Raw genomic sequence first — 25,969 nt, 5'->3', positions numbered from 1 at the left:
TCTAATTACTGGCCAGTACGGTCGTCATCTATTGAGTTGTTTGTGTCCCTATCAAAGTCTAAGCCAAAATCGAAAGCCAGTCCTTCTGCCGCCGCTGATCTCTCTGAGTCAGTGTCTAGTCCTCCTGCTGTAAAGGATGCGTCTATGCAAGATGTCGATCTGGATGTTACTCACACCCGTCATAAGGACAATATCACGTCTGATGAATTGAGTTTCGTCCATGATGCGGTGCTGCTGCAAGAGACCGTCGCAGCAGTACTAGGTGTGAAGTCCTTGCCCAAGCAAACAGAAGGCGACCAAAATAGCTTAAATATAAGTGGTATCTATGTTGATGCGACCTTTGGTCGTGGCGGCCATAGTCGACTGCTACTAAGTCAACTCGCCGATGACGCAACACTGATTGTCTTTGACAAAGATCCGACAGCCATTAGCGTGGCGCAAGAGTTGGCAAGTAAAGACAGCCGTGTGCGTGTGGTTCATGACAGCTTTGCAACGTTGACTGATAGTTTAGCTGCTATGGGTATTACGCAAGTGGACGGCTTGATGGCGGATTTGGGTATTTCATCACCACAGATTGATGATGGTAGTCGCGGCTTTAGCTTTATGCGCGATGGGGCAGTAGACATGCGTATGGACACCAGCCGTGGCCAGTCAGTTGCCGAATGGCTTGAAAAAGTCGATGATGAAACGTTGGCCAATGTGCTTTATGAGTTTGGCGAAGAGCGTCACAGTCGCCGTATTGCTCGTGCTATCAAACAGATGGAGAGCTACGAGTCTACGCTTGAATTGGCAGAAGTCATCAAGGTAGCTCATCCCAACTGGCAACGCGGTAAACATCCAGCGACGCAAAGCTTTCAGGCCATGCGTATCTTTATTAATAATGAGCTGGGCGATGTTGACGACTTTTTAGCGCAAAGCATTCCTATCTTAAAGTCAGGTGGGCAGCTTGCGGTCATTAGTTTTCACTCATTAGAAGATCGCCGTATCAAGCAGTTTTTGCAGCGACATAGCAAAGGGCAGTATCCAGAAGACGAAAACCTGCCAATGCCGCCGAATCGTCCGCGCTATTTTAGCAAACCAAAACGTGTTGGCCCAAGCAAAGCTGAGACGAGTCAGAACCCGCGCGCGCGTAGTGCATGGCTGCGTATGGCAACGCGTACTGACACAGCTTATGAGCAGACAACAACATCATAGAACAACATGACGCCGCAAGTTATATCTGAGTATGATTAGGAAGTTGTCTAAGATTGCTAATATTTGTCTAAATGATGCGCAAATGTCCTAATGGCTACGCCACTGTTAAAAATCTGTAAATATTGTCTGTTAGGCTCAGTAGTTGGTTTTTATCTGCATGATAGTTGCACAGATTTATATGTAGTATAGCCATGCAACGTGTTTGGTTGTGGTATGACATATTGATAGCCATGAGTTGTGATGACTTATGGCTCCTAAATATATTAGCTATCGGATGTGATTTTTATATTCGTTTTTTTAGGTTTGGTTTTTACACTTATAAGTGTCTTTAGTTTTATATTTATCAATGGTATGACCGAATAATGACACGTTTATCTTTCGCAATCCGTTATCTACTCTATCGTTTACGTTCACCTTTTTGAGATCGTCATGGCAATATCTGACAAACCTGCGAATCGCCGCACTGCTACACCTTATAATACCGATGTCGGCGAGCTGTTCGTGCGCCGGTTTAATGTGGTGAGCATTTATGTGGTCGTGCTACTGCTATTGGCAGCCACGATTGTATGGAGTGGTATCAAAACTGCCGAAGAAGTTCAGCAATATCATCAGGACTACAAAACCTTGCAAGACATGAAAAAACAAGAACGTAAGCTACAAGTAGAGCATCAGCGTCTATTGATTGAGCAGCAAACCTTTAGCGCCACACCGCAGATTGCCAGTCGAGCGGTTGCTGAATTGGGTATGTATTCGCCAACATTAAAGGATAAGCTGATTATCCAGCCTGGTGTCGCTACTGCATTGGTGCCAGTGGTTACGGAAGACTCAGATGAAGATATGTCTGATGTTATTGGGCCACGTGCCTCTACCGACATCTCTCCTGAAGAACCAGCGACGGAGGCAGGACAATGAGTGAGAAAAAGCCTAAATCCACCGCAAAGAACACTAGCAAGAAACCAGCCAGCGGCAAGGTAACCAAACCTCTCCGCCGAGCCAGTGCTGCTAAATCTGGTCAGACGAGCAGTAAGCCTGATAAAGCTGCAAGCAATCGTAAGGCCAAATTGTTTGGTCGCATCAAAAAAAGTGACACCCAAGGCGCTTATACCAGTGTAAAAAATCGTAAAAGTAAAATGGTTTTTTCGAGCAAAGCGTCAGGTGCGTCAGCTCTCGGTGGTTTCGAACAAGACAAAAACCGTTTTCGTATGGTCTGGGGTCTAGCGCTGGTCATATTAGCGCTATTGATTAGCCGCGCCTATTATATTCAGGTTGCTAACGCACAGTTCTATCAAGACAAAGGCAATGAGCTCATTACCAGTGAGCGTACCCAAAAGTCTTATCGCGGTATGATTACCGACCGTAATAATCTACCGCTTGCGGTCAGTGCACCGCTCGCAACGGTTTCGTTTAGTCCGCATGATTATTCGCGTGAATATTACGAGCTAAAGCGCATTATCATTACCAATCCTAGCAGTCCCCAATTACAGGCGCGTATGCAAAAGCGTCTGGATAACATGGACCTGACCAAGCTAGCTGCTGCTGCCAATATCTCGGTCGATGAACTAAAGAAAGTCACTGCTATTGATGACAGTATCGATGTGACCGATGAGAAAGCGGTAAAAGCTGCTTTACCATCTGGCGCGGGCTCACACTATTTGCCACTACTTAATAAGGTCACGCCTGAGATTGCCCAAAGCGTCAGCTCGCTTGATTTCCCTGGCGTCTACGAAAAGAATTTCTTTCAGCGTTATTACCCGCAGCCACAGTCTAACGCACAGCTGCTAGGCTTTATGGGTCAAAATGCCAAAGATCCTGAAGGCGGTTACGAAGGCCGTGCTGGTATTGAGCGTCAGTATGAAAAAGATCTAGCAGGTGATGATGGGAAAGTACTGGTTCTAAAAGACGCCAAACAAAACAGCCTAAAAGAAATCAAACAAATCGAGCCAGAAGTACCCGGTAAAGATGTGGCGTTGACGATTGATTCACGTTTACAGTATTTGCTGTATAAAGAGCTAGAAAAGGCTGGGCGTTTGCAAAAAGCACGTTGGTCAACGGGTATTATCGTTGATGTGCAAACTGGTGAAGTGTTGGCGTTATCGACATGGCCATCGTTTAACTCGAACAACCTTAACGAGATGACAGGTGAAAATCAGCGTAACCGCGCACTGTTAGACGTGTTTGAGCCAGGTTCGGTGATGAAACCGTTTACCGTGGCGGCAGCGCTAGACTCGGGTAAATATACGCCAACAACTTTAATTGATACCAATCCTGGTTCGATTCGCGTACGTGGCTATACCATTCGAGATCATAACAACCTGGGCATGATTAACATGGCCACGCTATTACAGAAATCCAGTAACGTTGCCTCTACCAAGATTGCGCTATCACTGCCAGCCGATGCTATTAGCAATATGCAACGACAGTTTGGCTTTGGCTCAAAAACGCCTTTGCAGTTCCCAGGTGAGGGCAGCGGTCTGATTGTTACGCCAAAAGAGAAAGAAACCTCGCGCCGTGCGACGGTTAGTTATGGTTATGGTCTGCAAGTGACATTGGCACAGGTTGCACAGGCGTATTCAGCCCTAGCAGCAGGTGGAGTCATGCATCCATTAACTTTAATTAAAGATGATAAGTCGCAGCCAAGCAAACGCATTATGGCACATGAGCAAGCAATGTCGATTGTACAGATGCTTGAGAGCGTGACTGAGCCTGGTGGTACGGCTAAAGCTGCTGCCATTGACGGGTATCGCGTGGCAGGTAAGACAGGTACGTCACGCCGTATCAATCCAGACGGTGGTTACTATACGGATCAGTATCGTAACGTCTTTGCTGGTATGGCACCTGCATCCAATCCAAAGCTGGTGGGCGTAATGCTTATCGAAGACCCGCGCGGTCAGATTTATGCTGGTCTAACGGTCGCACCTGTCTTCCATAATGTGATGAAAGAAGCATTACGATTGTATAATGTGCCTTTGGATAAGCCACTAAAAACGGAAGCGCAGTAAGCGTTCAATTATTTTAAATGTCCAGTTCTACTGAGCTGACACGTTTTAACTGTTTAGGATTTATCTATGACTATATCATCGCTAGATAGCGCTACTGTTACTTTACAACAGCTTATAGATGCCAATAAAAGCCAGCAGCAAAAAATGGCTGAGCAGCTTATAGTGATGATAGCAGCATCGATTCAGGAGTCATCCAATCAAGTAGGTTCAGATCAATCCCAGTCTATCGCCCATATTCCGTTTCAACAGTTTCGCTTGGACAATCGCCAATTAGAAGCGAATGACGTATTTGTCCTGTTAAAAAGTCAAGCAGCCAACCCTCAAAAAAGTCGCCATTATCTACTACAAGCCGCTGAACAAGCTGCGTTTATTCTCTCAGAAATTGATCCTAGTATTTTGCTTAGCGAAGCAAAAAATTCCTCAAATGCCAGTAGTGAACCGCAGACAGATAGTATCGCTAGTATGCAGCAACTAGCAGCATTATCATGCCATGTATTATACGTTTCTAATATCCGCGACTTTTTAGGTAGCTTAATTCAAGCACGCCTTCAATATCAGCAGCAAGTGACTCTACCGACCGTGGTTGCGGTGACTGGTACGAATGGTAAAACAACCATCAGTCAATTAGTAGCACAGCTTACTCAATTGATGGGTCAGAGTAGTGCAGTGATGGGTACGGCAGGTAATGGTAGACTTGGCGCTCTGGTGCAAGCCAGCCATACCACGGGCGATGCGTTAGCTGTCCAGCAGTTCCTATATCAGATGGGAACAGAGCAAGCAGAAGTATTAGCATTAGAGGCCAGCTCTCACGGGTTGGACCAGCAACGTCTACAAGGTATGCCAGTCACTGTAGCGATTTACACCAATTTGAGTCGTGACCATTTAGACTATCATGCCGATATGGCAGAATATGCCGCTGCCAAAGCAAAGCTGTTTGATAAAGCTCATTTCCCAGATTTGACCCATGCCATTATCAATATCGATGATGAGTATGCTCAGGTTATGTTAGATATGGCAAATGATAGCGGTTTGACGGTATGGACATACAGTTTGGATTCATCAAAAACTGCGACTTTCGTTGCTGCTGATATTACACCAAGTCTGCAAGGCGTCAAAATAAAACTGCGTACTGATTTTGGCGATGAGAAAGCTGACAACATAGAGGTTGTTAGTCCACTATTAGGTCGCTTCAATGTAGCCAATTTGCTCGCAGCGATAGCAGCTGTCGTAGCACTTGATGTTGACTTGGCTATGAATATCGAGCGTATTGTGCCTGCTGTTGCACAGTTGCAAGGTGCGGTTGGGCGTATGCAGCGTGTACCGTCAAATGATGGCTGCTTTATCGTTGATTATGCGCATACCCCAGATGCGCTAAGCCAAGTGCTAGCAAGTTTAAAAACCCACTGTAAAGGTCAGCTATGGGCAGTATTTGGTTGCGGCGGAGATCGCGATGCAGGCAAGCGACCGTTGATGGCGCAAGCAGGTCTGGCATGTGCTGATCAAGTTGTTTTGACTGCGGATAATCCACGTACCGAAGATCCTAATATGATTTTGCAAGATATGCAGGCTGGTATGACCGCTGAGCAATATCAACGAACCCATATCGAGCCTGCCCGCCAAACCGCTATTGAATATGCAGTTAGTCACTCAGGTGTGGATGATATCGTGGTCATCGCAGGCAAAGGTCACGAAACCTATCAAGAGATTAACAACGTTCGCTATGATTTCGATGACAGTGTTGTTTTGCAGCAGGCATTAAATCAAGCTGGCCGTGTGTAGTTGATTGGCTCTCGGTACATGTATTAGTAAAAATTGATCATTAAATATAAAAATTAAGTAGTCATCATATAAGGTAATCATTATGACAGCCGACACCGATAATACTGCCCAGTCGCAAGGGCTCTATGTCTGGCAAATGGACAATCTGCTCGCAGCGACCACGTCGCTCGATGGGCATTGGCAACTACCACAAGGCCATTCAGAGCAGACTGCCTTGTCCAGTAAACGTATAGCCACCGATACCCGTACGATAAAGCCAGGCGATATATTTTTGGCGCTAAGCGGCGATAATTTTGATGGTCACGATTATATCGAGACAGCAATATCAAAAGGCGCTGTTGCCGCTGTCGTCTCGCGTCCTATCTCGTTGTCTAGCCCAAATGCTATTCCGCAACTGGTGGTCAGCGATACTCGTTTGGCACTAGGTCAATTGGCAGCGTATCGTCGTCAGCAGCATACAGATTTAACCGTGATTGCTATTACGGGCTCTAGCGGCAAGACCACTTGCAAAGAAATGCTTGGCAGTATTTTTGGTAGATTGGCACCGACCTTGATCACTCGTGGTAACCTTAATAACGATTTGGGTGTACCAATGATGTTGCTTGAGCTATCAGACCATCATCGTTATGCTATTTTAGAGCTAGGCGCAAACCATATTGGCGAGATTGCTTATACGACTGAAATCGTTCAGCCTGATGTGGCCTGTATCTTAAACATCGGTACAGCGCATTTGGGTGAGTTCGGTAGCCGTGAAGGTATTTGCCAGACCAAAGCAGAGATTTACCATACATTGACAGACGCGCAGTTTGCGATTGTTCCTGATAAGGATGATTTTACCAATCAGCTACGTCGTATCGCTGAAAAGCACACCTCGCATGTGATTGGCTTTGGTAATACGGATGTAAGCGCAAGCCATCTAGACGTAGAGCCTGAGCGTAGCGAATTTAAGCTACATATCGGTAACCAAGTCCATGATATCAACTTGCCATTGGCAGGTGAACACAATGTCAATAATGCCTTGGCTGCTGCTGCCTGTGCGCATGCGCTAAATATTGAGGTAAGCGACATTGTGGTTGGGCTCGAAAATGCGCGTCCTGCTAAAGGTCGTCTGAATAGCCAGATACTTGGTATGCATCGTCTCATTGATGACACTTATAATGCCAACCCGCATTCAGTACGTGCTGCCGCCAAAGTATTGGCTGCGCAAACAGGTACGCAGGTCATGGTACTGGGCGATATCGGTGAGCTAGGAGAGGCGGCTATTAGTGAGCATCAGAGCTTGGGCCGTACTATCGCGACCACAGGTATCAACGTGCTGCTTTGTGTTGGTGAATATGCCCCTTATACCGTTGCGGGTGCGCAAGAAGTGTCTGATATCAGTGCGCATGCCTTTGCCAACAAAGATAGTTTATTACAGTATTTACAGCCATATTTGCAAGCGCAACAAGCTAAGCCTTGTACTGTGTTGTTCAAAGGCTCTCGTTCCATGGGAATGGAAACACTTATTCATGCGCTAGTAGAGGAGTAGGCGGTGTTAGTTTGGTTGTTTGGCTGGCTTGGCCAGTATTATACGCCGTTTTCTGCGGTTTCTTCGTTGACGCTACGAGCATTGCTTGCAGTTGTTACCGCCCTTGTATTTAGCATGATGTTTGGTGGCCGTGTCATTCGGCACTTGCGTTCACTCAAATATGGTCAGGCCATTCGTAATGATGGGCCTCAATCGCATTTGGCTAAGACTGGTACGCCAACCATGGGCGGGGTATTGATCCTAAGTGCGATTGGTATATCGACGCTACTGTGGGCACGATTGAACAATCCCTATGTTTGGATTTTGCTCGTGGTTATGGTTATCTTCGGCGCCGTAGGTTGGGCTGATGATTGGCTAAAAATTAAGTACAAAGATCCAAAAGGCTTAATCGCTCGCAAAAAGTATTTTTGGCTATCTATGGGCGCGCTATTTGTCGGTGTTTCTTTGTACTATATCGCCACGCTACAACCCGATATCAACACCACGCGTGAGATGCAGGATCTGCTATTGCCAGTATTCAAAGACTGGATGATTCCATTTTCAGCGGTGCCATTTGGTATTGGCTTCATCATCTTTACCTACTTTGTGATTAATGGTGCTTCTAACGCAGTCAATCTAACCGATGGTTTGGATGGTTTGGCAATTTTGCCAGTCGTTCTCGTCGCTGCAGGTTTGGGCGCGATGGCCTATGTATCAGGCGATGTACGCTTTGCTGATTACTTGCATGTGCCTTATATTCCTTACAACTCCGAAGTCATCATCGTTTGTGGCTCAATGATCGGAGCAGGTCTTGGCTTCTTATGGTTCAACGCGCATCCAGCACAAGTCTTTATGGGTGACGTTGGCGCGCTAGCACTAGGTGCAATGCTAGGTACTATCGCCGTGATGACCCGTCAAGAGATTGCCTTTGCGATTATGGGTGGTTTGTTTGTCGCAGAAGCGCTATCAGTGATGTTGCAAGTTGGCTCGTACAAACTGCGCAAAAAACGCGTCTTCCGTATGGCACCGCTGCATCATCATTTTGAGGAAATTGGCTGGAAAGAAACGCAAGTGGTAGCTAGATTTTGGATTATTGCCATTATTCTTGTCATCCTTGGGCTAATGACGCTAAAGCTACGTTAAGCTATAGCAGTCGAATATCTATATAGATATTTGCATAACTCCAAAAAGCCGTTTCAATCATGATTGAGACGGTTTTTTGTCGCTCAAGGCAGATGAATTTTGTTAAAATGCGAAGCATATTGCTATCACTTTGAGATGCCCGTGCCGTTATTTATTTGTCCACTTTGCCAGTCACCACTACAGCCAGCCGCAGATACTTGGCGCTGTGATGGTAGTTTGCACCCCAAACAAACCTCACATCCCTTTGATGTGGCGCGTCAAGGCTATGTCAACCTGCTGCCAGTACAACAAAAAAAGTCCAAAGCACCTGGGGATAGTCAAGAATCTATCGATGCGCGTAAACGGTTTTTGAATCATGGGCACTACGCACCGCTCCAAAACCTAATTAGTCAAAAAATGACAGAGTTATTGTCTAACGATGAGTTAATAGATAAGCAAGATAGCAAGACGGTCAATTGGCTTGATATTGGCTGCGGAGAAGGCTACTACACGCAGGCAATGGCACAAATGGGATCGAAGGTTATAGATACGCTGATAGCCGCTGACATCAGTAAGCCTGCAGTGGTTGAGCTGGCTAAGGTTAGTAAACTATCAGGTCGTCTATGGTATCAGCCGTGCCAAGAAAATACTACCAAGACGACAGCGGTCTACCCATTAGTGACCAGTGCTGCACATTTACCATTACACCCACACAGTGTGACGGGGATTAGTAGTATCTTTAGCCCTATTTTGCCCGAGGCATTTGATAATGTATTGATGGATAATGGCTATCTGGTTATTGCCAAACCTGATGTCGGGCATTTGGCAACGATGCGTGATGCGCTATTTGATGATGTGCGTGAGCATGACTCTGATAAATTTTTGCAAGAATTGGCACCATATTTTACGTTGGTTGAGACCTGCCGTGTCAGTACAGAGCTGACGTTATCCGCAGAGGATTTGGCTGATTTGATGACGATGACACCTTACGCTTATCGTGCTCGCAGCGAAAAAAGACAAGCGCTACTGGCAGCCGTAGAAACAGTAGCATTTAGCACAGAGGCAAAGTTTGTGGTTTATATTTTGCAGAAAACGTCTGTTTAGCATATTTAGAGCATAGCAGTCTGGAGTATTGCTATGTTCGCTTTAAACATTAGCCATTAACTTCTAATGAGTTAGGTTTTTCGAATAGCAGAAAGGTCGATATAGAGAGTTTAGCTTAACCGCCTCCGTATTTGCATTTTTCATTAATCAGCTAGTCATTCGCGTTTTTATAAATATCCTGTTTACGATGCTTACCGATAAAGCGTAAATACGCTGTCATTTAACCAAACATTACGCCAATACCTAATATGCCTTTGATCGCGCATGCCCTCGTAACAATCGCAACCTTTCTTCAAGTTTCATAAATCTACTTAATACTAGAATCATTTATCCTTCTCTTTGTCGATAGAGTAAAGCTTTATCACGATAGTTCATTTAACACTAAGTGAATTATCTATAACTACTCTAAATATGAATTCAAAGGAATAAAATGATGAAAAAGATACTAGTTAGTTCGATTTTAGCCGCTACTGCTTGTTTGTCGATGGTGGGTCAAGCCAATGCTGCACCTAATTTTGATAAGCATCATTCAGCTCAAACACAGCAACAAAAGCACAGCAGCAATAAAGCGAGTAATAATTATAAGTATGCCAAAGCTAAGGCAGCAAAGTCACATCACAAAGCGAACGTAGTGGCTGCTAAGCACAAAGCAATAGCCAAAAATGCCCATGCTAAAAACAGCCACGACAAAAACGGTCATGATAAAAATAACCATGATCGTCGCTCGTAAAAACACGATTTTACCATCCAAAAATAGCGCCTTAATGAGGCGCTATTTTTTTTGTTTTTGTATGACGCTATTGATCGTTACTAATTGAGCAAATGCTACTGACTGATAAACGTCATTGATTTGGGTGTGCCGCTTTTATTAGGCTGAGTAAGTGTGACTTTACTACTCAAAACATCGCCTTTAGCATTGATTTTATAGCATTCTGAGGACCTACCTGCAGCATCAGAAGTCAAAAGTAGATTGCCTGAGGTTTCTATACAGAGCCACGCCGTGTTATTTGTATCTTGTGTGAGCGACCAGTCCTGCTTATAAGTAGCGGTTTTCTGACGCATACTACTGTCAGCATATACATTTTCAGTGATGAGCTGACTTGAGTCGCCCACCGTAGCTATCTTAGGGATATTCGTCGTTTGGTTAGCGACTGAATACTCACCCGTACTATCCGTAAAACCATGGAACATCAATGGATTTAGCGTAAAGTAATTGATAGCGACTGATTGATCCGTAATCTGCTGATTCACTGTGTTGATTGTGCTGACTTCTGCGCCTTGTACCATTTTATTATTAAAGCGCATGCTGCCTTTAGGGGTGATTTGAATATCTGCGGCTACGTTTTGGCCGCCGACAGTAGCTACCAGTTTTTCACTACGTTGTTTGGTATAGATATTGAGTAGGGCAGTCTCAACTGGATATTGAGTGACAAAGTTAGCAGAGCTGTTATTTTGATTGGTATTACCTGTTGCCATGCCGCCTATGCCAGTAGCGCAAGCACTCAATCCGAGTCCTGCTACGATACACATTCCTAGTGTTTTCATTATTGTATCCTTTAGTTTATTTAAATAAATACTACCGATATCTACTATAATCCAATTTTTGGACAATGGCATCTGCCGAGTATCAGAGACCCTATTGTTATTACATTTCTGTACGGTATAGCAATGATGGTAAATATAGATGCAAAGCTAGATTAAGCGCCACAGAAAAACTCAAAGCCTTTTCGTATAAGGGTCTAGGAATAAAATTAAGCTGATAATAAAATAAATAGTAATAGAGTATCTACTCATTTAAAGGCAGTTTTATACGGCCAAATACGACTGAAAAAATTCTTATAATCTGCACTACTGTAAAAAATCTATTCAAAAAGAGATAAAGACGAAGCTTGATAATACGACTCGGCTTTATTCGAATGCGTGAAAATAGGTTACAATAGCTATCCAAGAACATATATCTCTAGTACGTCATAAATAAGCCACTTTAAGTGGCTTATTTATTTGGTAAAAATAAAAAAGTGCAAAAAGATTAGATGGTTTTTCGCTGTCCAAAAGTTGATAGCGCGTATCAATGCCAACGTCGGTATATCAATACATACTTTCAAAGGGAAAAATAAATGTCAGTTAATGAAGCATTATTAGATGAAGTCAAACAATGGCGCAAACAGATCCATAGCCAGCCTGAGCTTGGATTCAAAGAATTTAAGACCTCTTCATTTATCGTAAATAAATTACAGTCTTTTGGTATTGAAGTTCATCAAGGCTTGGGTGGCACTGGTGTGGTTGGCACTTTGAAATACGGTGCAGGCCCTACTATCGGTATAAGAGCCGATATTGACGCGTTGCCAATCGCAGAACAAAACGACGTTGAACACAAGTCTACCCACGCAAACTGCATGCACGCCTGTGGTCACGATGGTCATACCTCTGTTCTGTTAGGGACCGCAAAATACTTAAGCCAGCATAAAGAGTTTAGTGGCACCATTCACTTTATTTTTCAGCCTGCAGAGGAAGTGTTAGGCGGCGCCAAAGCCATGATTGATGATGGCTTATTTGATAAATTTCCGATGGACGCTGTATATGGTTTGCATAATTGGCCTGGGCTGCCAGTAGGAGAAATCGCTGTAAACAATGGGCCTATGATGGCCTCTTTTGATACTTTTGTGATTACATTGACGGGTAAAGGCACGCATGCTGCCATGCCGCATTTGGGTGCTGACCCTATAGCCGCAGGTGCTGCACTAATCACCAATATTCAATCTATTATCTCTCGCCGCGTCTCGCCATTGCAGTCTGGCGTTATCAGCGTGACGCAAATGAACAGCGGCGATACCACCAACGTGATTCCAGATGTTGCCATCTTAAAAGGCACGGTTCGTAGCTTTGATATGGATGTGCGCCAATCTATGCAAGAGATGCTCACAGAAATGGTCGCCACTCTGCCGCCTTTATATGGTGTCAAAGGCGAGATGGACTACCATATTCGTTATCCAGTAACGACCAATGACAGTCAGGCTTACCTTGAGATTAAAGAAGCGGCTACTAAAGCGTTGGGCGCTGATAAAGTCAATACTGATGTAGAACCTTCTATGGCTTCTGAAGATTTCTCATTTATGAGTCAGGTAGTTAAAGGCGCCTATTTTTGGTTGGGCGTTGATGGCAGCACACCTTCTAAGCCGCTGCATAATGCCTCTTATGACTTCAATGATGATGCTATCGAGACAGGTATCAAAGTATGGGTTTCTTTGGTTGAGTCAGAGTTACCAAAGAACGCTGAATAGAATTTTATTATCGACAGATAAAACTCAACAGACCAAGTTCAATCAATAGAGTCATCATCATACTCAAAGGGAATTCATATGAACAACAATAGCGTGCTGTCACCTACTATGACAAAGCACCTGCTTGATTGGAAACTGCATTTATTAGTGATTGCTGTATCGTTGTTAGCAGAATGGATCGGCATTATCAAAATCCCTATCGGTATTGGCATTCTGGTATTACTGCCATTACTTTATGCCTTTATTTTTGCGATTTTATTAAATCCCAATGTCGTGCCTTCGATGAAAGCTGTTATAACCAAACAACGAGCCAAGTTCGCCAGTTATGCCATTCTGTTAAGTATTATGCCTTTTATCGCCAAATTCGGTGTTGGCGTTGGTCCCAATATCGAAGAAATCATTGCTGCCGGTCCAGCACTACTATTGCAAGAGTTAGGTAATGTAGCGACCGTTCTGATTGCGCTACCCGTTGCAGTGCTTGTCTTTGGCATGGGCCGAGAAGCTATCGGTGCCACGCACTCTGTTGCTCGTGAACCTAACGTTGCTTTGATTGCTGATAAATACGGCTTACAAAGCCCAGAAGGCATCGGTGTCATGGGCGTATATGTCATGGGTACTTTGTTTGGTGCGATTTACTTCTCACTAATGGCAGGTATCATTGCTTCGATGGACATCATGGATGTACGCGCACTTGCTATGGCATGCGGTATTGGTAGCGGTAGTATGATGGGTGCTTGTTCAGCAGCATTGGCAGAGACGGTGCCTGCCCAAGCAGAAACTATTACTGCCTTTGCGGCCACTTCTAACCTGCTAACTTATGCCACTGGCTTATTTGTTAGTTTATTTGTGGCGCTGCCTTTTACAGAGTTTTTGTATAAAGTAGTCAGTAAATTTAAGAAGCCTCAGCAGACAGTCACTACGACAGAAACCAATCTTGATGCAGTCATGGAAGAGCCTGCCAGTCTATCAATCATGCAGTCTTTTATTTTATTGGCTGTGATTTGCCTGGTCTTGTTACTAAGCAACTGGGTAGGGCAAGGTGTTAATCCATTAGCAGCATTGCCTGCTATGCTCATTTTATTTGCATGTTGCGTGATCGGCATGCTGTTAAAGCGATTTATCCCAGTCAATGTACCAGCGATTGCTTGGATATCTATTGTAGCTATTTTAATCTCTCTACCACAGTTTCCATTCAATGCTTATGTTTTGGAAGAAACCGCCAAACTGGGCGTTCTGCAATTATTAACACCAGTACTTGCTTACGCTGGTTTTGCTATCTCGCAAATGGAAGTCGATTTGTTTAAGAAGTCTGGCTTTAAAATTGCCATTGTTGCGGTATTAACCTTTACAGGTACGTTTATCGGATCAGCGATGATTGCGCAAGCTATGCTCTAAAAGCTAGGTTAGTATTTGAAGATAGTAAAAAGCCCCAGTTGATCAACTGGGGCTTTTGTTTTTTATCCTACAGCAGGGCATATAGTTATCTTGGTTTATAACCTTTGTATGAGTCACTCTCAGTCCATGATACGAGTTTTTGAACTTGGCCAATAAACGTGGTATTCAATTAGATATATAGTTATTAAATCTTATACGACATATGAAATTAAGGCTAAACAGAAATATTTCAGACAGCAGTAGAGGATGAGTATAGACTGAAAGTCTTACTGTTAAACTGTTAAAAGATATAAAGAATATTTAGGAAAGGGTAGAACAGGATGAAAAACAAAGGTTTTGATTAAGCAATATAGGATTGGCGGTGAAGGAGGAATTCGAACTAATATAATAAGTATTTGATTTAATTATATTTTTTATAATAAATAATTATGTTAGACCAGCATATAGACCAACAGCGACGCAGTATTGAAGGCAAGACAAGTAATAAGATTTTTCTCACAAATATTTGAGACTAAATATTTCTAAAATCTTATTTAGTCTCAAATATATATTATCAGTAAAAAATCATCTTCTGCTTCAGTTTATTTCATTTGTCATCGAACAGGTGATACTCGACTTCGAAAATCTAAGTCGATGCAATTTTTTATCAGCTAAAGAGGAGGGCCAAATGAGTTATTTGATCTTCTAATGTTTGCATCACCTTTTAAGTTATTCTTGAACTACAAAATTACTTTATGCGATTGAGATCCATATTGCAACTGTGAGTTGCAAGTGTTTTTGGGAATGTTTAGATTTTAGCATGGGTTATTAGTATGAATATTTTATCGAGTGAAACAAAAAAAGAGACCAATTAATGGTCTCTTTTTTTTGTTAATCTCTTATATTAAATTTTATTTCGAGTCGTCTCACCGTTAACCAATCTCAAAATATTGAATGGATTTTCATCCTTTAATGCTTCTGGTAATAAGCTTTGTGGATAGTTTTGATAACACACAGGGCGTAGATAACGGTCAATGGCCAGCGTTCCGACCGACGTGCCACGCGCATCAGACGTTGCAGGATAAGGTCCGCCGTGTACCATTGCCTCGCAAACCTCTACACCTGTTGGATAACCGTTTAAGAGTAGGCGTCCAGCCTTTTCTTCTAATACAGGTACCACGTCTGCGAATTCAGCAAAATCAGCTTCATCAGCAATTAAAGCGGCTGTTAGTTGGCCGTTCATGCTACTGAGTGCTTGAATCAGCTGCGCTTTGTCTTTGACTTCAATGACTATGGTCGCAGGACCAAAAATTTCTTCTTGTAGCAACTGATTGCCTGCCAGTAGTAAGTCTACGTCTGCTTTAAACAGTTGCGGCTGAGCTTGATCTCCCTTTTGAGGCTGTCCTGCTAAATGCTGGAACCCTTCATGTGTCATCAAATCTTCCAGACCCAATGAGTAGCTTTCTAATGTGCCAGCATTTAACATGGTTTGTGCAGGTTTGGCATCGATAATAGTTGTCAATTTTTCAATAAATTGACTGTATTCAGGTGATTTAATCCCAATGATTAAACCAGGATTGGTACAAAACTGTCCACAGCCCATCACGACAGAATCTGCTAAGTCTTGAGCAATGCTATCACCGCGATTTTTTAGGGCAGCTGGCAGCATGAGCATCGGATTGATACTACTCATTTCTGCAAATACTGGAATAGGATTGGGGCGAGCGGCTGCCATCGCACTTAAGGCTTGACCACCTTTTAGCGAGCCTGTAAAACCAACCGCTTGAATCAAGGGGTGTTTTACCAGCGTTTCACCGACCCCACTGCCATAAACCATACTAAACACGCCTTTAGGCATATTGGTACTCGCAACTGCTCTATCGATCGCTTGTGCTACTTGATCCGCTGTTACCATATGTCCGCTATGGGCTTTGACCACGACAGGGCAGCCTGCCGCTAACGCAGAAGCGGTATCACCGCCCGCTGTCGAAAAGGCTAAAGGAAAGTTACTGGCTCCAAACACAGCAATCGGACCGACCCCTATCTTCACTTGACGCAAATCTACACGTGGCATAGGCTCACGTTCAGGCAGTGCCGTATCGATACGCGCCCCTAGATAGTCACCGCGGCGTAGCACTTTAGCAAACAAACGCATTTGACCACTAGTACGACCACGTTCTCCTTGTAAACGTGCAAGTGGTAGCGCGGTCTCTTGTGAGATATTATCAAGAAAGTCTTGTCCTAGCGCATCTAGTTCATCGGCAATCGCTTCTAGAAATAACGCGCGCTGTTCAGGTGACGTATTACGATAGCTTTTAAAGGCGTCACTGGCGGCTTCGCACGCCTTGTTGACTTCTTCTTCAGTTGCTTGATAAAACTCATAAGCCAAGGCTTCTCCTGTGCTGGCATTAATACTTTGTAAGACTTTGCTGCCGAGCGCACTGCGTTGACCTGCAATAAAATTATGTCCGATAACCATAGTATTCTCCTTAGAGTGTTTTAACTGAACCAATGGATAGTTCAGGTTGAGTATGTGCAATCTTATTTTTTAAAGAATGACCAAATTCTTTTATCTCAATCTCGAATTCATCACCGACTTGGGTTTGCATACCGTCTGCAAATGATAGTGTCGCCGTCCCAAAATAATGAATATGTACATCACCTGGTTTTAAGAATTGCTGATATTTAAAATGGTGGTATTCAAGATTGGCTAGGCTATGACACATATTGTCTTCACCTGATAAAAATTCTTTTTCCCAAATCACGTCACCATCACGGCGCAGGCGACTGGTACCGACCAAATGTTTTGGCAGCTCACCCGTGCGTAGCTCTGGACCATAACTACAAAAACGTAATTTGGAGTGGGCAAGATATAAATAGTTTCGACGTTCCATGATGTGATCAGAAAATTCATTGCCCATGGCAAAGCCAATTCTATAAGGTTTTGAATCTGGACCAATCACATACAGACCTGCAATTTCAGGTTCTTCGCCACCATCCTCTGCAAAATTAGGCATCGGCAGGTCGGCACCAGGACGAACCACAATAGAGCCGTCGCCCTTATAGAACCATTCAGGTTGGGCGCCCACCTCACCGTCAGTAGGTTTACCTTTTTCAATACCTAACTGAAATATACGCATGGTGTCGGTTACTGATGCGGTATCAGCCACGTTCTGTTGGTGCATTTTGTCACGAGTAGCGGCGGAGCCTAGATGGGTCAAACCCGTCCCTGAGACAAAACAATGTGCGGTATCTGGATGATCCAAAGGCGGAAGTACCTGTAAGTTGTCTAGTAGTTGTGCATAGTCATAGTTCTCAGAGGAAAAGCCTAACTGTTCGATCTGTTGCTCTAGACTTAATTTATTTTTAATCGCCATTAATGCTAAGTCTCGAACTGTTCCAACCTGTTTGACTGGTTTGACAGTGTTATTTTCGACAATGCCAACCGCACGGTGACGGTCTTGGGTTTCAAATTGAATGATATTCATAATCAATGTCCTTAATACGCTTGTTCGCTAACGGTTGTTTTTTCAGATTTCTTTTTTTCAAATTTGGCATAGACGAAATAGGTCAGAATCAAACCAAATACCATAACCATAGAGAGAAAATATAAGCCTGCTGCCATGTGACCCGTGTATTCCTTTAATAAGCCAATACCATAAGGTCCCAAATAACCGCCTAAGTTACCCACAGAGTTGATCAAGGCAATACCAGCTGCCGCACTACTGCCTGTTAAGAAACGGCCTGGCAGTGTCCAAAAAACAGCCGTAGTTGAAAACAAGCAAAACGCGACGGCAGATAGAGCAACCAATTGTAAGACAGGAGAGGTGAGCCAAGCACTTAAGAACATGGCAAAAGCACCTACTGCATAAAGAAAACCAAGATGCCCATAACGGTCATTTAAACGGTCCGTACTGCGTGGAATAATCAGTAATCCGACAACTCCGAAAAGATAAGGAATACTCGACAAGAAGCCAACTCGTAGATCGCTACCACCACCAAACTGCTTGATAATCGTGGGTAGCCATAGATTTAAGCCATAAATGCTCAAAGTGACAGGTAGGTAATACAGCGCAAGCAGCAACACACGTTTGTCTTTTAGCGCATGTAAAGGATTGGCGTGCCTTGTTTGCTTATATTCAGACTCATCTTTAACCAATTCATTTTGTAACCAACTTTTTTGCTCTGCAGTCAACCAATTGGCTGTTTTAATATCATCTGGTAAATACAAATACGTGGGTAGTGCTAAAAGAACAGCAGGGAAACCTACGGCTATGAACAACCATTGCCACCCATGCATGTTTGCCATGCCATCCATCCCGAGTAAGGCACCGGATAACGGCCCTGCAATCACCATTGCAATAGGCTGCGACAGTACAAACATACCCATAATTTTCCCGCGATGGCGTACTGGGAACCATTGGGTAATCAAATATAGAACACCAGGGAAAAAGCCCGCCTCAGCAACACCAAGTAAAAACCTAAGTGCATAAAAGCTCTTTGGACCTTGAATCAGTGCCATCGCCATGGTGATCAAGCCCCATGTCAATAAAATACGCGTAAACCACTTGCGTGCCCCAAACTTGGCCAATAGTAAGTTGCTTGGCACCTCAAACATGAAGTAACCAATAAAAAATAAACCTGCACCAAATCCGTAAGCGGCGTCACCGATACCGACGTCAGCGCCCATATGTAGATGAGCAAAGCCAACCGCACCGCGATCAATATAAGCGACCACATAAAGCAAAATCAATGCAGGGATTAATTTGTAGGTCACTTTTCGTATAACGTTCTTTTCGAAATCCATATCCGACTCCACGTTCCATGTGGTAATTCTCAAGCACCACGCCAAAGAGAAATTATCTGTAATTAAATGCGTTATCAGTAGATAACTGGAATAATGTATAAAAGCTTTAACTAAAATATAGTAATACTATTTAAATATCAACCCTTTTAAAAAGATAGATTTTAGTGTATTTTGATTATTATTGTTTAAATAGTAATACTATATAAGGATATAGACATGTCAAAAAAGAAGCCACTACGTTCAACAGCTTGGTTTGGAACAGCTGATAAAAATGGATTTATGTACCGTAGTTGGATGAAGAATCAAGGCATTCCAGATCATGAGTTTGATGGCAGACCCATTATTGGTATTTGTAATACTTGGTCAGAACTGACACCTTGTAATGCACATTTTCGCAAAATTGCTGAGCATGTGAAAAAAGGAATTTTAGAAGCGGGTGGTTATCCTGTTGAATTCCCTGTTTTCTCCAACGGGGAATCCAACCTACGTCCAACGGCGATGCTGACGCGTAATTTGGCAAGTATGGATGTAGAAGAAGCGATTCGCGGTAACCCTATGGATGGTGTCGTGCTGTTAACAGGCTGTGATAAAACCACACCCGCCTTATTAATGGGCGCAGCCAGTTGTGATGTTCCTGCAATTGTCGTCACAGGTGGGCCCATGCTAAACGGCAAACATAAAGGAAAAGATATTGGCGCTGGCACCATCGTCTGGCAAATGCACGAAGAGCTAAAAGCTGGCAAAATTGATCTCAATGAATTTTTATCTGCAGAATCGGGCATGTCGCGCTCAGCGGGTACGTGTAATACGATGGGTACGGCCTCTACAATGGCTTGTATGGCTGAAGCACTAGGTACTTCTTTACCGCACAATGCCGCTATTCCAGCAGTGGATTCGCGGCGTTATGTTTTGGCGCACTTATCAGGTATGCGTATTGTCGATATGGTCAAAGAAGATCTGACGTTATCCAAAATTTTAACCAAAGAAGCGTTTGAAAATGCGATTAAAGTCAATGCCGCAATTGGCGGTTCAACCAATGCTGTCATTCATTTAAAAGCCATTGCTGGGCGTATTGGTGTTGATTTAGAGCTAGAGGATTGGAATCGTGTTGGTCGCGGTATGCCTACCATTGTTGATTTGCAGCCATCAGGTCGATTTTTGATGGAAGAATTTTATTATAGCGGTGGCTTACCTGCGGTACTGCGCCGTATGGGTGAGCACAATCTGCTACCACATCCTCAAGCACTGACTGTGAATGGACAAAGCATTTGGGAGAATTGCAAAAGCTCGCCTATCTATAATGATGAAGTCATCCGTCAAGTGGACAATCCACTGAGTAAAGATGGCGGTATGTGTATCTTACATGGCAACCTAGCACCGAAAGGAGCTGTGCTCAAACCGTCCGCCGCGTCAGCAGAATTGATGAAACATCGTGGTCGTGCCGTGGTGTTTGAAGACCTTGATGACTATAAAGCACGTATTGTAGATCCAAATTTGGATGTCGATGAAACTTGCATTTTGGTACTAAAAAACGCAGGACCTAAAGGGTATCCGGGTATGGCTGAAGTCGGTAATATGGGATTGCCGCCCAAATTGTTAGAAAAAGGGATCACAGATATGCTGAGAATTTCTGATGCTCGCATGAGTGGTACGGCGTATGGAAGCGTGGTATTACACGTGGCACCAGAAGCCCGCGCAGGGGGACCATTGGCTGCGGTACAAAACGGTGATTTTATTGAACTTGATGCCTACGCCGGAAAACTGCACTTAGATGTTAGCGATGAAGAGCTACAGCAGCGTCTAGCGAATCTGCCAGCACCACCTACCCCCAATTTTATTGGCGGGTATCGTGAACTCTATGTCAAGCATGTGCTGCAAGCTGATGAAGGCTGCGATTTCGATTTTCTTGTCGGCTGTCGCGGTTCTGAGGTTCCTCGTCATTCACACTAATTTACTCAAATATTCGCACTGGTTTACGCAAAATACAAGACCTTGTTAATTGATAAGGTCTTGTATAACATACTAGTGTCAAATATGAGTAACGATAAGATATGAGCACTGCCGACTACAAGAACCCTGTCCCAAGCAAAAGCCAACATGCATTAATGGTTCAACAATTAGGTCTAAAAATTATTTCTGGCGAATTTCCTGAAAATGAAAAATTACCTTCCTCAGCTGAGTTGTGTGAGGAGTTTCAGGTCAGTCGTCCTGTCTCTCGTGAAGCCATACGGGTACTGAACTCTAAGGGCCTGACGTACTCACGTCCAAAAGTCGGTACGGTCGTACGGCCAAAGGATGAATGGCACTTACTCGATCCAGATGTGCTTTTTTGGTTGATTCAGTCCACACCAGAAAATGATTTTTTTAAAACCCTATCGACCGTTCGACGTGTTTTAGAGCCTGAAATGGCCTATATCGCTGCTAGTACCGCAACTGATGACGATATCGCACAGATCAAAAAAGCGTACGATGGCATGGAGAAGGCTACGAGTGCGGAAGAATTTATGCAACCTGACATAGATTTCCATCTTGCCATTGCAAAGGCCACGCATAATGACCTACTTGCTTATATGTCGAGAATGCTGGTATTACCTCTACAGCAATCTATTCAGTTGACCAGCCTAAGACCTAACTTACAAACGCATTCATTACCAAGACACAAAGCTATCTTAACGGCAATCGAGAGTAAAGATCCTCTATCAGCAAGACTTGCTTCTTTAGTGCAATTGGATGATACCAACGTGGCCTATACCTTAATCAAAAAGTAATCTTCAGTGTTCACTGAACGATAAGATACCTATCAAGTAAAATCCATCTACATACTTTTATTTCTGTATAGGTATACAGCCTTCTGTTCTCATCATTGAGTATCTATAATAGTAATATAACCAACTTTCTGCTTGCTATTTGAAGTCCTTCGTTCGCTATATAACCTTCCTGAACTGATTTCAAAACAATGACACCTCAGACCCTGCTATCATTACCTCACTATAAAAATTTACACCTTCCAAAGTATCTAGGACTAATAAATGCCTGCCAGTACCACTAATAATATTAGCAAAATCAATCAAGACGATATCAACAAAGCCGTCTGGAACGCTTGTGACACCTTTCGCGGGGTCATCAGCGCCGACACCTATAAAGACTTTATCTTAACCATGCTGTTCCTAAAGTACCTATCTGATGTATATCGCGATGAGTACAACAAGCTGGTCGAGCAGTTTGGCGACAACCCTGAGCTGATCCACGCTATGATGTCCAAGCAGCGTTTTGTGTTGCCTGAAGGTGCAAGCTTTTGGGACTTATACGAGCAGCGTCATCAGCCGGGCAATGGTCAACGTATTGACGAGGCGCTACACGCTATCGAAGAAGCTAACGGCACCAAGCTCAAAAATGTCTTCCAAGACATTAGCTTTAACACTGATAAACTCGGTCAAGAAAAGCAAAAGAACGAGCTACTACGCCATCTGTTAGAAGATTTCGGTAAAGACATCCTTAACCTAAGCGTTGAGCGTGTCGGTAGCCTCGATGTGATTGGTAATGCTTATGAGTTTTTAATCAAGCACTTTGCCGCCAGTAGTGGGGCGACGGCTGGCGAGTTCTATACGCCGCCCGAAGTATCTAACTTACTAGCGACTATCCTTGAGCCTGTCGAAGGTGATGAGATCTGTGATCCAGCCTGTGGTTCAGGGTCGCTGCTCATCAAGTGTGGGGCTATGGTACGCAAAAACTCAAATTCTAAGAAGTATGCGCTATACGGTCAAGAAGCCATTGGCTCGACATGGGCACTGGCCAAAATGAATATGTTTCTACACGGTGAGGACAACCACCGTATCGAGTGGGGCGATACCATCCGCAATCCGCTGCTACTTGATAAGGACGGCAAGCACTTACTACAGTTCGATGTGGTGACCGCCAACCCACCGTTTTCATTGGATAAATGGGGCCATGAAGATGCCAGCAGCGACCCCTACGGTCGCTTCCATCGCGGTGTACCGCCCAAGACCAAGGGCGACTATGCCTTTATCAGTCATATGATTGAAACACTTAAGCCAAGCACTGGCCGTATGGGTGTGGTCGTACCGCATGGCGTGCTATTCCGTGCATCCAGTGAAGGCAAAATCCGTCAGCAACTCATCGAAGAAAACCTGCTCGATACGGTGATTGGCTTACCAGAAAAGCTGTTCTTTGGCACGGGTATTCCAGCGGCGATTTTGCTGTTTAAAAAGAACAAAACTGATGACAATGTACTGTTCATCGATGCCAGCAATGAGTTTAAATCAGGTAAAAATCAAAACCAACTCACTGAGAATAATATTGCTAAAATTATTGAGACGTATAAGTCACGAGAAAGTGTCGATAAATACGCGTATCTAGCGAGCTTTGATGAGATTAAAGAAAACGACTTTAACCTAAACATTCCGCGCTATGTCGATACGTTTGAGGAAGAGGCGGAGATTGATCTGGATGCGGTGCGTGCTGAGCGTCTTGAGTTAAAAGCTGAATTAGATACGTTAGAGACTGAGATGGCAGGGTTTCTAAAGGAGTTGGGTTATGGTGCCTAATGGTTGGGAGTTCAGTAAACTTGGTAATGTTGCAGAGCTACAGCGTGGTTTTGATTTACCTTCAACCAAAAGAATTGACGGTAATATTCCAATAGTTTCGTCTAGTGGAGTATCAGGCTACCACAATGAATATAAGGTAGAAAAACCAGGTATTGTAACTGGGCGATATGGTTCTATTGGGAACGTTTATTATGTAGAAGAGAATTTTTGGCCTTTAAATACGTCTTTATGGGTTAAAAATTTCCATAGTAACTATCCTAAATTTATTTACTATTTATTATCAAGTTTTGACTTTAAAAAGTTTAGTGACAAAACTGGAGTTCCGGGTGTAAACCGTAATGACTTACATGCAGTTAAGGTTGCAGTGCCACCTTTATTAGAGCAGAAAAAAATAGTCAAAATCCTATCGACTTGGGATAAAGCGATTAGCACGACTGAGCGTTTAATTGACAATAGTACCCAGCAGAAAAAAGCGCTGATGCAGCAATTGCTCACAGGGAAAAAGCGGTTGTTTAATGATGAGGGAAAAAGGTTTGAGGGTGAGTGGGAAGAGATAAAACTAGGAAGTTTATACTCTTTTAAACGGGGTAAGGGTATATCCAAAGGTCAGCTAACAGAAAATGGTAATAAATGCGTGCTGTATGGTGAACTATATACGCATTATGGTGAAGTTATTCACGAAGTTAAAAGTAGAACAAGAGAAATAAACTCTGTTAAGTCTATAAAAGGTGATGTGTTGATACCAGCATCGACAACAACTACAGGAATTGATTTGGCGAATGCTACAGCAGTTCTTGAAGATGATATTCTCCTTGGAGGAGACATCAATATTCTTAGACCTAAAAAAGCAACTGATGCAATATTTATGGCTCATCTTCTTACTCACATAAAGAAGTTCGAAATTGCTAGAAAAGGTCAAGGCATTACGATTATTCATGTTTATGGAAAAGATTTAGCAAATTTAGACGTTTTAACTCCTAAAGATTTAAAAGAGCAACAAAAAATCGCCATCGTGTTAACCAATGCCGACAAAGAAATCGAATTGCTTGAGCAGCAATTGGCTAATTTTCAGCAAGAAAAAAAGGCGCTGATGCAGGTATTGCTGACGGGTAAGAAGCGGGTGGTGGTTGATGGGGAGGTTATTTGATCTTGAGTAGGCTAGGTTAAAAGCTCAGCCTATAAACTAATATAATATTTAAAGGAGTCAAATAGTGAACGAAATTTTTACAAGTATTATAACTTCTTTAATAACCAGTGGGATTAGTATAGCAGTAGTAGTCCTTGGTCTATCAAGCTGGCTAGGAGGTGTTTGGTCAAAGAGAATAGATCGTCTAGAAAATGCTGAGATAGAGCTTAAAAAAATTGGAGAGAAAGCCACAATAGACAGTGAGGCAAGAAAAGAAAATGCAGAAATGCAAAAACAATTAGATGAGTTAAAACACCAACATCAGAAATTGTTAAATAAAGACCATGTAAACCACTCTATCGCTCAGGATACTTATGCTAAGTTCTTCTCGTCAAAAATGGATGCATATATAAAATTAGCAAATTTGAAAAGAAACTATTTATTATCTATTAAGGAGTTTGTTCATGACCCAGAAAATGGGCTACCTCTAAATGATGCTAGCACCTCTATTATGATAAGCATTAGAAATACTATTAATGAAAACTACATATACTTATCGAATAGCTTATTAGAAGTTTTTGAGACATGGAATGAAGAGTTTATAAAAATCGATAAGATTAATACTATTGATATTATGGAAAGATGGTCGGAGTTTTCAAGTATTGAAAGTGAACATGGTGCATCTGCATCTGATTTAGCAAACGAAGAAACTCAATTAACTTATCAGAAGTTTATGGAAGATCAGCCAGAACTATGGGAGAACGTTTTAAATAGAATTGATAGCGATATCAAAGAATTAAGAACAAGATATGACTTATAGATATGTAAGTTGGGGTAAAAAACCAGCTTACGAAAAAATAGCCTACAAAAAAGATTCTTTGCCGAGGGTGAGCGAGGATTTAATAAAGTACTGCTCTATCCGAGTACAAGACGAAAGCTACGCTTGAGTGAAGGCGCGAATGCAGTCTTAAAGATCATCGTCCCAGAGAGTTTCCCAAACTTTGTGTAACTGCTTATAATCCACTAACAGGAGAATAAGCAATGACTAACCAATCTGACATCAAGAAACTGGCTGAGCAAATGGCCAGCAGCATGAAAAGCTTCGATGACA

At 43.1% G+C, this 25,969-nt stretch carries 19 protein-coding genes and 1 pseudogene; 16 read left to right on the top strand and 4 right to left on the bottom strand.

Translation table 11 applies throughout. The features are described from left to right. Window positions 1-144 precede the first annotated feature (144 nt). The 8 genes from rsmH to JMX63_RS11040 all read left to right on the top strand — a co-directional run bounded on the left by rsmH (window position 145) and on the right by JMX63_RS11040 (window position 10,435). On the top strand, window positions 145-1,194 hold the full coding sequence (rsmH, locus tag JMX63_RS11075; protein ID WP_201572397.1) for a 16S rRNA (cytosine(1402)-N(4))-methyltransferase RsmH: 1,050 nt from the start codon (window positions 145-147) through the stop codon (window positions 1,192-1,194). Window positions 1,195-1,623: 429 nt separating this feature from the next. After that, complete coding sequence (ftsL, locus tag JMX63_RS11070; protein WP_057762053.1) at window positions 1,624-2,106, top strand: cell division protein FtsL; 483 nt, start codon at window positions 1,624-1,626, stop codon at window positions 2,104-2,106. Next, entirely contained in the window at window positions 2,103-4,193 is a 2,091-nt protein-coding gene (locus JMX63_RS11065) for a peptidoglycan D,D-transpeptidase FtsI family protein (protein ID WP_201572370.1), read from the top strand. The genes ftsL and JMX63_RS11065 overlap by 4 nt, the downstream gene beginning before the upstream one ends. Window positions 4,194-4,259: 66 nt before the next feature. Further along, complete coding sequence (locus tag JMX63_RS11060) at window positions 4,260-5,972, top strand: UDP-N-acetylmuramoyl-L-alanyl-D-glutamate--2,6-diaminopimelate ligase (protein WP_201572369.1); 1,713 nt, start codon at window positions 4,260-4,262, stop codon at window positions 5,970-5,972. A gap of 82 nt (window positions 5,973-6,054) precedes the next feature. Next, a complete protein-coding gene (locus tag JMX63_RS11055) occupies window positions 6,055-7,500 on the top strand; it encodes a UDP-N-acetylmuramoyl-tripeptide--D-alanyl-D-alanine ligase (RefSeq protein WP_201572368.1) in 1,446 nt (481 codons plus the stop codon). 3 nt (window positions 7,501-7,503) lie between these two features. Continuing rightward, window positions 7,504-8,622 (top strand): phospho-N-acetylmuramoyl-pentapeptide-transferase, encoded by a 1,119-nt coding sequence (gene mraY, locus JMX63_RS11050; RefSeq protein WP_201572367.1) that lies wholly within the window; start codon window positions 7,504-7,506, stop codon window positions 8,620-8,622. Between the two features lie 135 nt (window positions 8,623-8,757). Beyond that, window positions 8,758-9,705, top strand: a complete 948-nt coding sequence (locus JMX63_RS11045) for a putative RNA methyltransferase (RefSeq protein ID WP_201572395.1) — start codon at window positions 8,758-8,760, stop codon at window positions 9,703-9,705. A 433-nt stretch (window positions 9,706-10,138) separates the two neighbouring features. Then, entirely contained in the window at window positions 10,139-10,435 is a 297-nt protein-coding gene (locus JMX63_RS11040; protein ID WP_201572366.1) for a hypothetical protein, read from the top strand. 95 nt (window positions 10,436-10,530) lie between these two features. Here JMX63_RS11040 and JMX63_RS11035 read toward each other — a convergent pair whose 3' ends face one another. Next, window positions 10,531-11,250, bottom strand: a complete 720-nt coding sequence (locus JMX63_RS11035) for a hypothetical protein (RefSeq protein ID WP_201572365.1) — start codon at window positions 11,248-11,250, stop codon at window positions 10,531-10,533. 572 nt (window positions 11,251-11,822) lie between these two features. Here JMX63_RS11035 and JMX63_RS11030 point away from each other — a divergent pair. Continuing rightward, the gene (locus JMX63_RS11030; RefSeq protein WP_201572364.1) at window positions 11,823-12,986 is read left to right on the top strand and encodes a M20 aminoacylase family protein; all 1,164 of its coding nucleotides are present in this window, start codon (window positions 11,823-11,825) and stop codon (window positions 12,984-12,986) included. Between the two features lie 78 nt (window positions 12,987-13,064). After that, window positions 13,065-14,381 (top strand): DUF3100 domain-containing protein, encoded by a 1,317-nt coding sequence (locus JMX63_RS11025; protein WP_201572363.1) that lies wholly within the window; start codon window positions 13,065-13,067, stop codon window positions 14,379-14,381. A gap of 883 nt (window positions 14,382-15,264) precedes the next feature. Here the strand turns inward: JMX63_RS11025 and JMX63_RS11020 are convergent. The 3 genes from JMX63_RS11020 to JMX63_RS11010 are packed head-to-tail and all read right to left on the bottom strand — an operon-like array spanning window position 15,265 to window position 19,167. Further along, on the bottom strand, window positions 15,265-16,839 hold the full coding sequence (locus tag JMX63_RS11020; RefSeq protein ID WP_201572362.1) for an aldehyde dehydrogenase (NADP(+)): 1,575 nt from the start codon (window positions 16,837-16,839) through the stop codon (window positions 15,265-15,267). 10 nt (window positions 16,840-16,849) lie between these two features. Beyond that, window positions 16,850-17,848: an AraD1 family protein gene (gene araD1, locus JMX63_RS11015; RefSeq protein WP_201572361.1), complete on the bottom strand. Its 999-nt coding sequence runs from the start codon at window positions 17,846-17,848 to the stop codon at window positions 16,850-16,852. 11 nt (window positions 17,849-17,859) lie between these two features. After that, the gene (locus tag JMX63_RS11010) at window positions 17,860-19,167 is read right to left on the bottom strand and encodes an MFS transporter (RefSeq protein ID WP_201572360.1); all 1,308 of its coding nucleotides are present in this window, start codon (window positions 19,165-19,167) and stop codon (window positions 17,860-17,862) included. Window positions 19,168-19,383: 216 nt separating this feature from the next. On the opposite strand from JMX63_RS11010, the gene JMX63_RS11005 reads away from it, so the two are divergent. The 6 genes and pseudogenes from JMX63_RS11005 to JMX63_RS14725 form a co-directional block, all read left to right on the top strand. Continuing rightward, window positions 19,384-21,117: an IlvD/Edd family dehydratase gene (locus JMX63_RS11005; protein ID WP_201572359.1), complete on the top strand. Its 1,734-nt coding sequence runs from the start codon at window positions 19,384-19,386 to the stop codon at window positions 21,115-21,117. 101 nt (window positions 21,118-21,218) lie between these two features. Beyond that, window positions 21,219-21,935, top strand: a complete 717-nt coding sequence (locus JMX63_RS11000) for a FadR/GntR family transcriptional regulator (protein ID WP_193006518.1) — start codon at window positions 21,219-21,221, stop codon at window positions 21,933-21,935. Between the two features lie 261 nt (window positions 21,936-22,196). Next, window positions 22,197-23,732, top strand: a complete 1,536-nt coding sequence (locus JMX63_RS10995) for a type I restriction-modification system subunit M (protein ID WP_201572358.1) — start codon at window positions 22,197-22,199, stop codon at window positions 23,730-23,732. Then, the gene (locus JMX63_RS10990; protein WP_201572357.1) at window positions 23,722-24,879 is read left to right on the top strand and encodes a restriction endonuclease subunit S; all 1,158 of its coding nucleotides are present in this window, start codon (window positions 23,722-23,724) and stop codon (window positions 24,877-24,879) included. Before JMX63_RS10995 ends, JMX63_RS10990 begins: the two co-directional genes overlap by 11 nt. 64 nt (window positions 24,880-24,943) lie before the next feature. Continuing rightward, on the top strand, window positions 24,944-25,678 hold the full coding sequence (locus tag JMX63_RS10985; RefSeq protein ID WP_201572356.1) for a hypothetical protein: 735 nt from the start codon (window positions 24,944-24,946) through the stop codon (window positions 25,676-25,678). A 221-nt stretch (window positions 25,679-25,899) separates the two neighbouring features. Further along, window positions 25,900-25,969: pseudogene (locus tag JMX63_RS14725) on the top strand (transposase); the annotation flags it as partial.

The organism is Psychrobacter nivimaris, from assembly GCF_904846365.1.
Classification (GTDB): domain Bacteria; phylum Pseudomonadota; class Gammaproteobacteria; order Pseudomonadales; family Moraxellaceae; genus Psychrobacter; species Psychrobacter nivimaris_B.
The sequence above is the reverse complement of the archived record's forward strand: the minus strand, read 5'-3'. Positions and strand labels throughout refer to the sequence as shown.

What these genes read in the sequence shown, in the direction of transcription:
- JMX63_RS11055 (WP_201572368.1), top strand. Translation starts at nt 6,055, where the DNA reads ATGACAGCCGACACCGATAATACTGCCCAGTCGCAAGGGCTCTATGTC.
- JMX63_RS10995 (WP_201572358.1), top strand. Translation starts at nt 22,197, where the DNA reads ATGCCTGCCAGTACCACTAATAATATTAGCAAAATCAATCAAGACGAT.
- JMX63_RS10990 (WP_201572357.1), top strand. Translation starts at nt 23,722, where the DNA reads ATGGTGCCTAATGGTTGGGAGTTCAGTAAACTTGGTAATGTTGCAGAG.
- JMX63_RS11025 (WP_201572363.1), top strand. Translation starts at nt 13,065, where the DNA reads ATGAACAACAATAGCGTGCTGTCACCTACTATGACAAAGCACCTGCTT.
- JMX63_RS11000 (WP_193006518.1), top strand. Translation starts at nt 21,219, where the DNA reads ATGAGCACTGCCGACTACAAGAACCCTGTCCCAAGCAAAAGCCAACAT.
- JMX63_RS11045 (WP_201572395.1), top strand. Translation starts at nt 8,758, where the DNA reads ATGCCCGTGCCGTTATTTATTTGTCCACTTTGCCAGTCACCACTACAG.
- ftsL (WP_057762053.1), top strand. Translation starts at nt 1,624, where the DNA reads ATGGCAATATCTGACAAACCTGCGAATCGCCGCACTGCTACACCTTAT.
- JMX63_RS11020 (WP_201572362.1), bottom strand. Translation starts at nt 16,839, where the DNA reads ATGGTTATCGGACATAATTTTATTGCAGGTCAACGCAGTGCGCTCGGC.
- rsmH (WP_201572397.1), top strand. Translation starts at nt 145, where the DNA reads ATGCAAGATGTCGATCTGGATGTTACTCACACCCGTCATAAGGACAAT.
- JMX63_RS11060 (WP_201572369.1), top strand. Translation starts at nt 4,260, where the DNA reads ATGACTATATCATCGCTAGATAGCGCTACTGTTACTTTACAACAGCTT.
- JMX63_RS11040 (WP_201572366.1), top strand. Translation starts at nt 10,139, where the DNA reads ATGAAAAAGATACTAGTTAGTTCGATTTTAGCCGCTACTGCTTGTTTG.
- JMX63_RS11005 (WP_201572359.1), top strand. Translation starts at nt 19,384, where the DNA reads ATGTCAAAAAAGAAGCCACTACGTTCAACAGCTTGGTTTGGAACAGCT.
- JMX63_RS11010 (WP_201572360.1), bottom strand. Translation starts at nt 19,167, where the DNA reads ATGGATTTCGAAAAGAACGTTATACGAAAAGTGACCTACAAATTAATC.
- JMX63_RS11035 (WP_201572365.1), bottom strand. Translation starts at nt 11,250, where the DNA reads ATGAAAACACTAGGAATGTGTATCGTAGCAGGACTCGGATTGAGTGCT.
- JMX63_RS11030 (WP_201572364.1), top strand. Translation starts at nt 11,823, where the DNA reads ATGTCAGTTAATGAAGCATTATTAGATGAAGTCAAACAATGGCGCAAA.
- araD1 (WP_201572361.1), bottom strand. Translation starts at nt 17,848, where the DNA reads ATGAATATCATTCAATTTGAAACCCAAGACCGTCACCGTGCGGTTGGC.
- JMX63_RS11065 (WP_201572370.1), top strand. Translation starts at nt 2,103, where the DNA reads ATGAGTGAGAAAAAGCCTAAATCCACCGCAAAGAACACTAGCAAGAAA.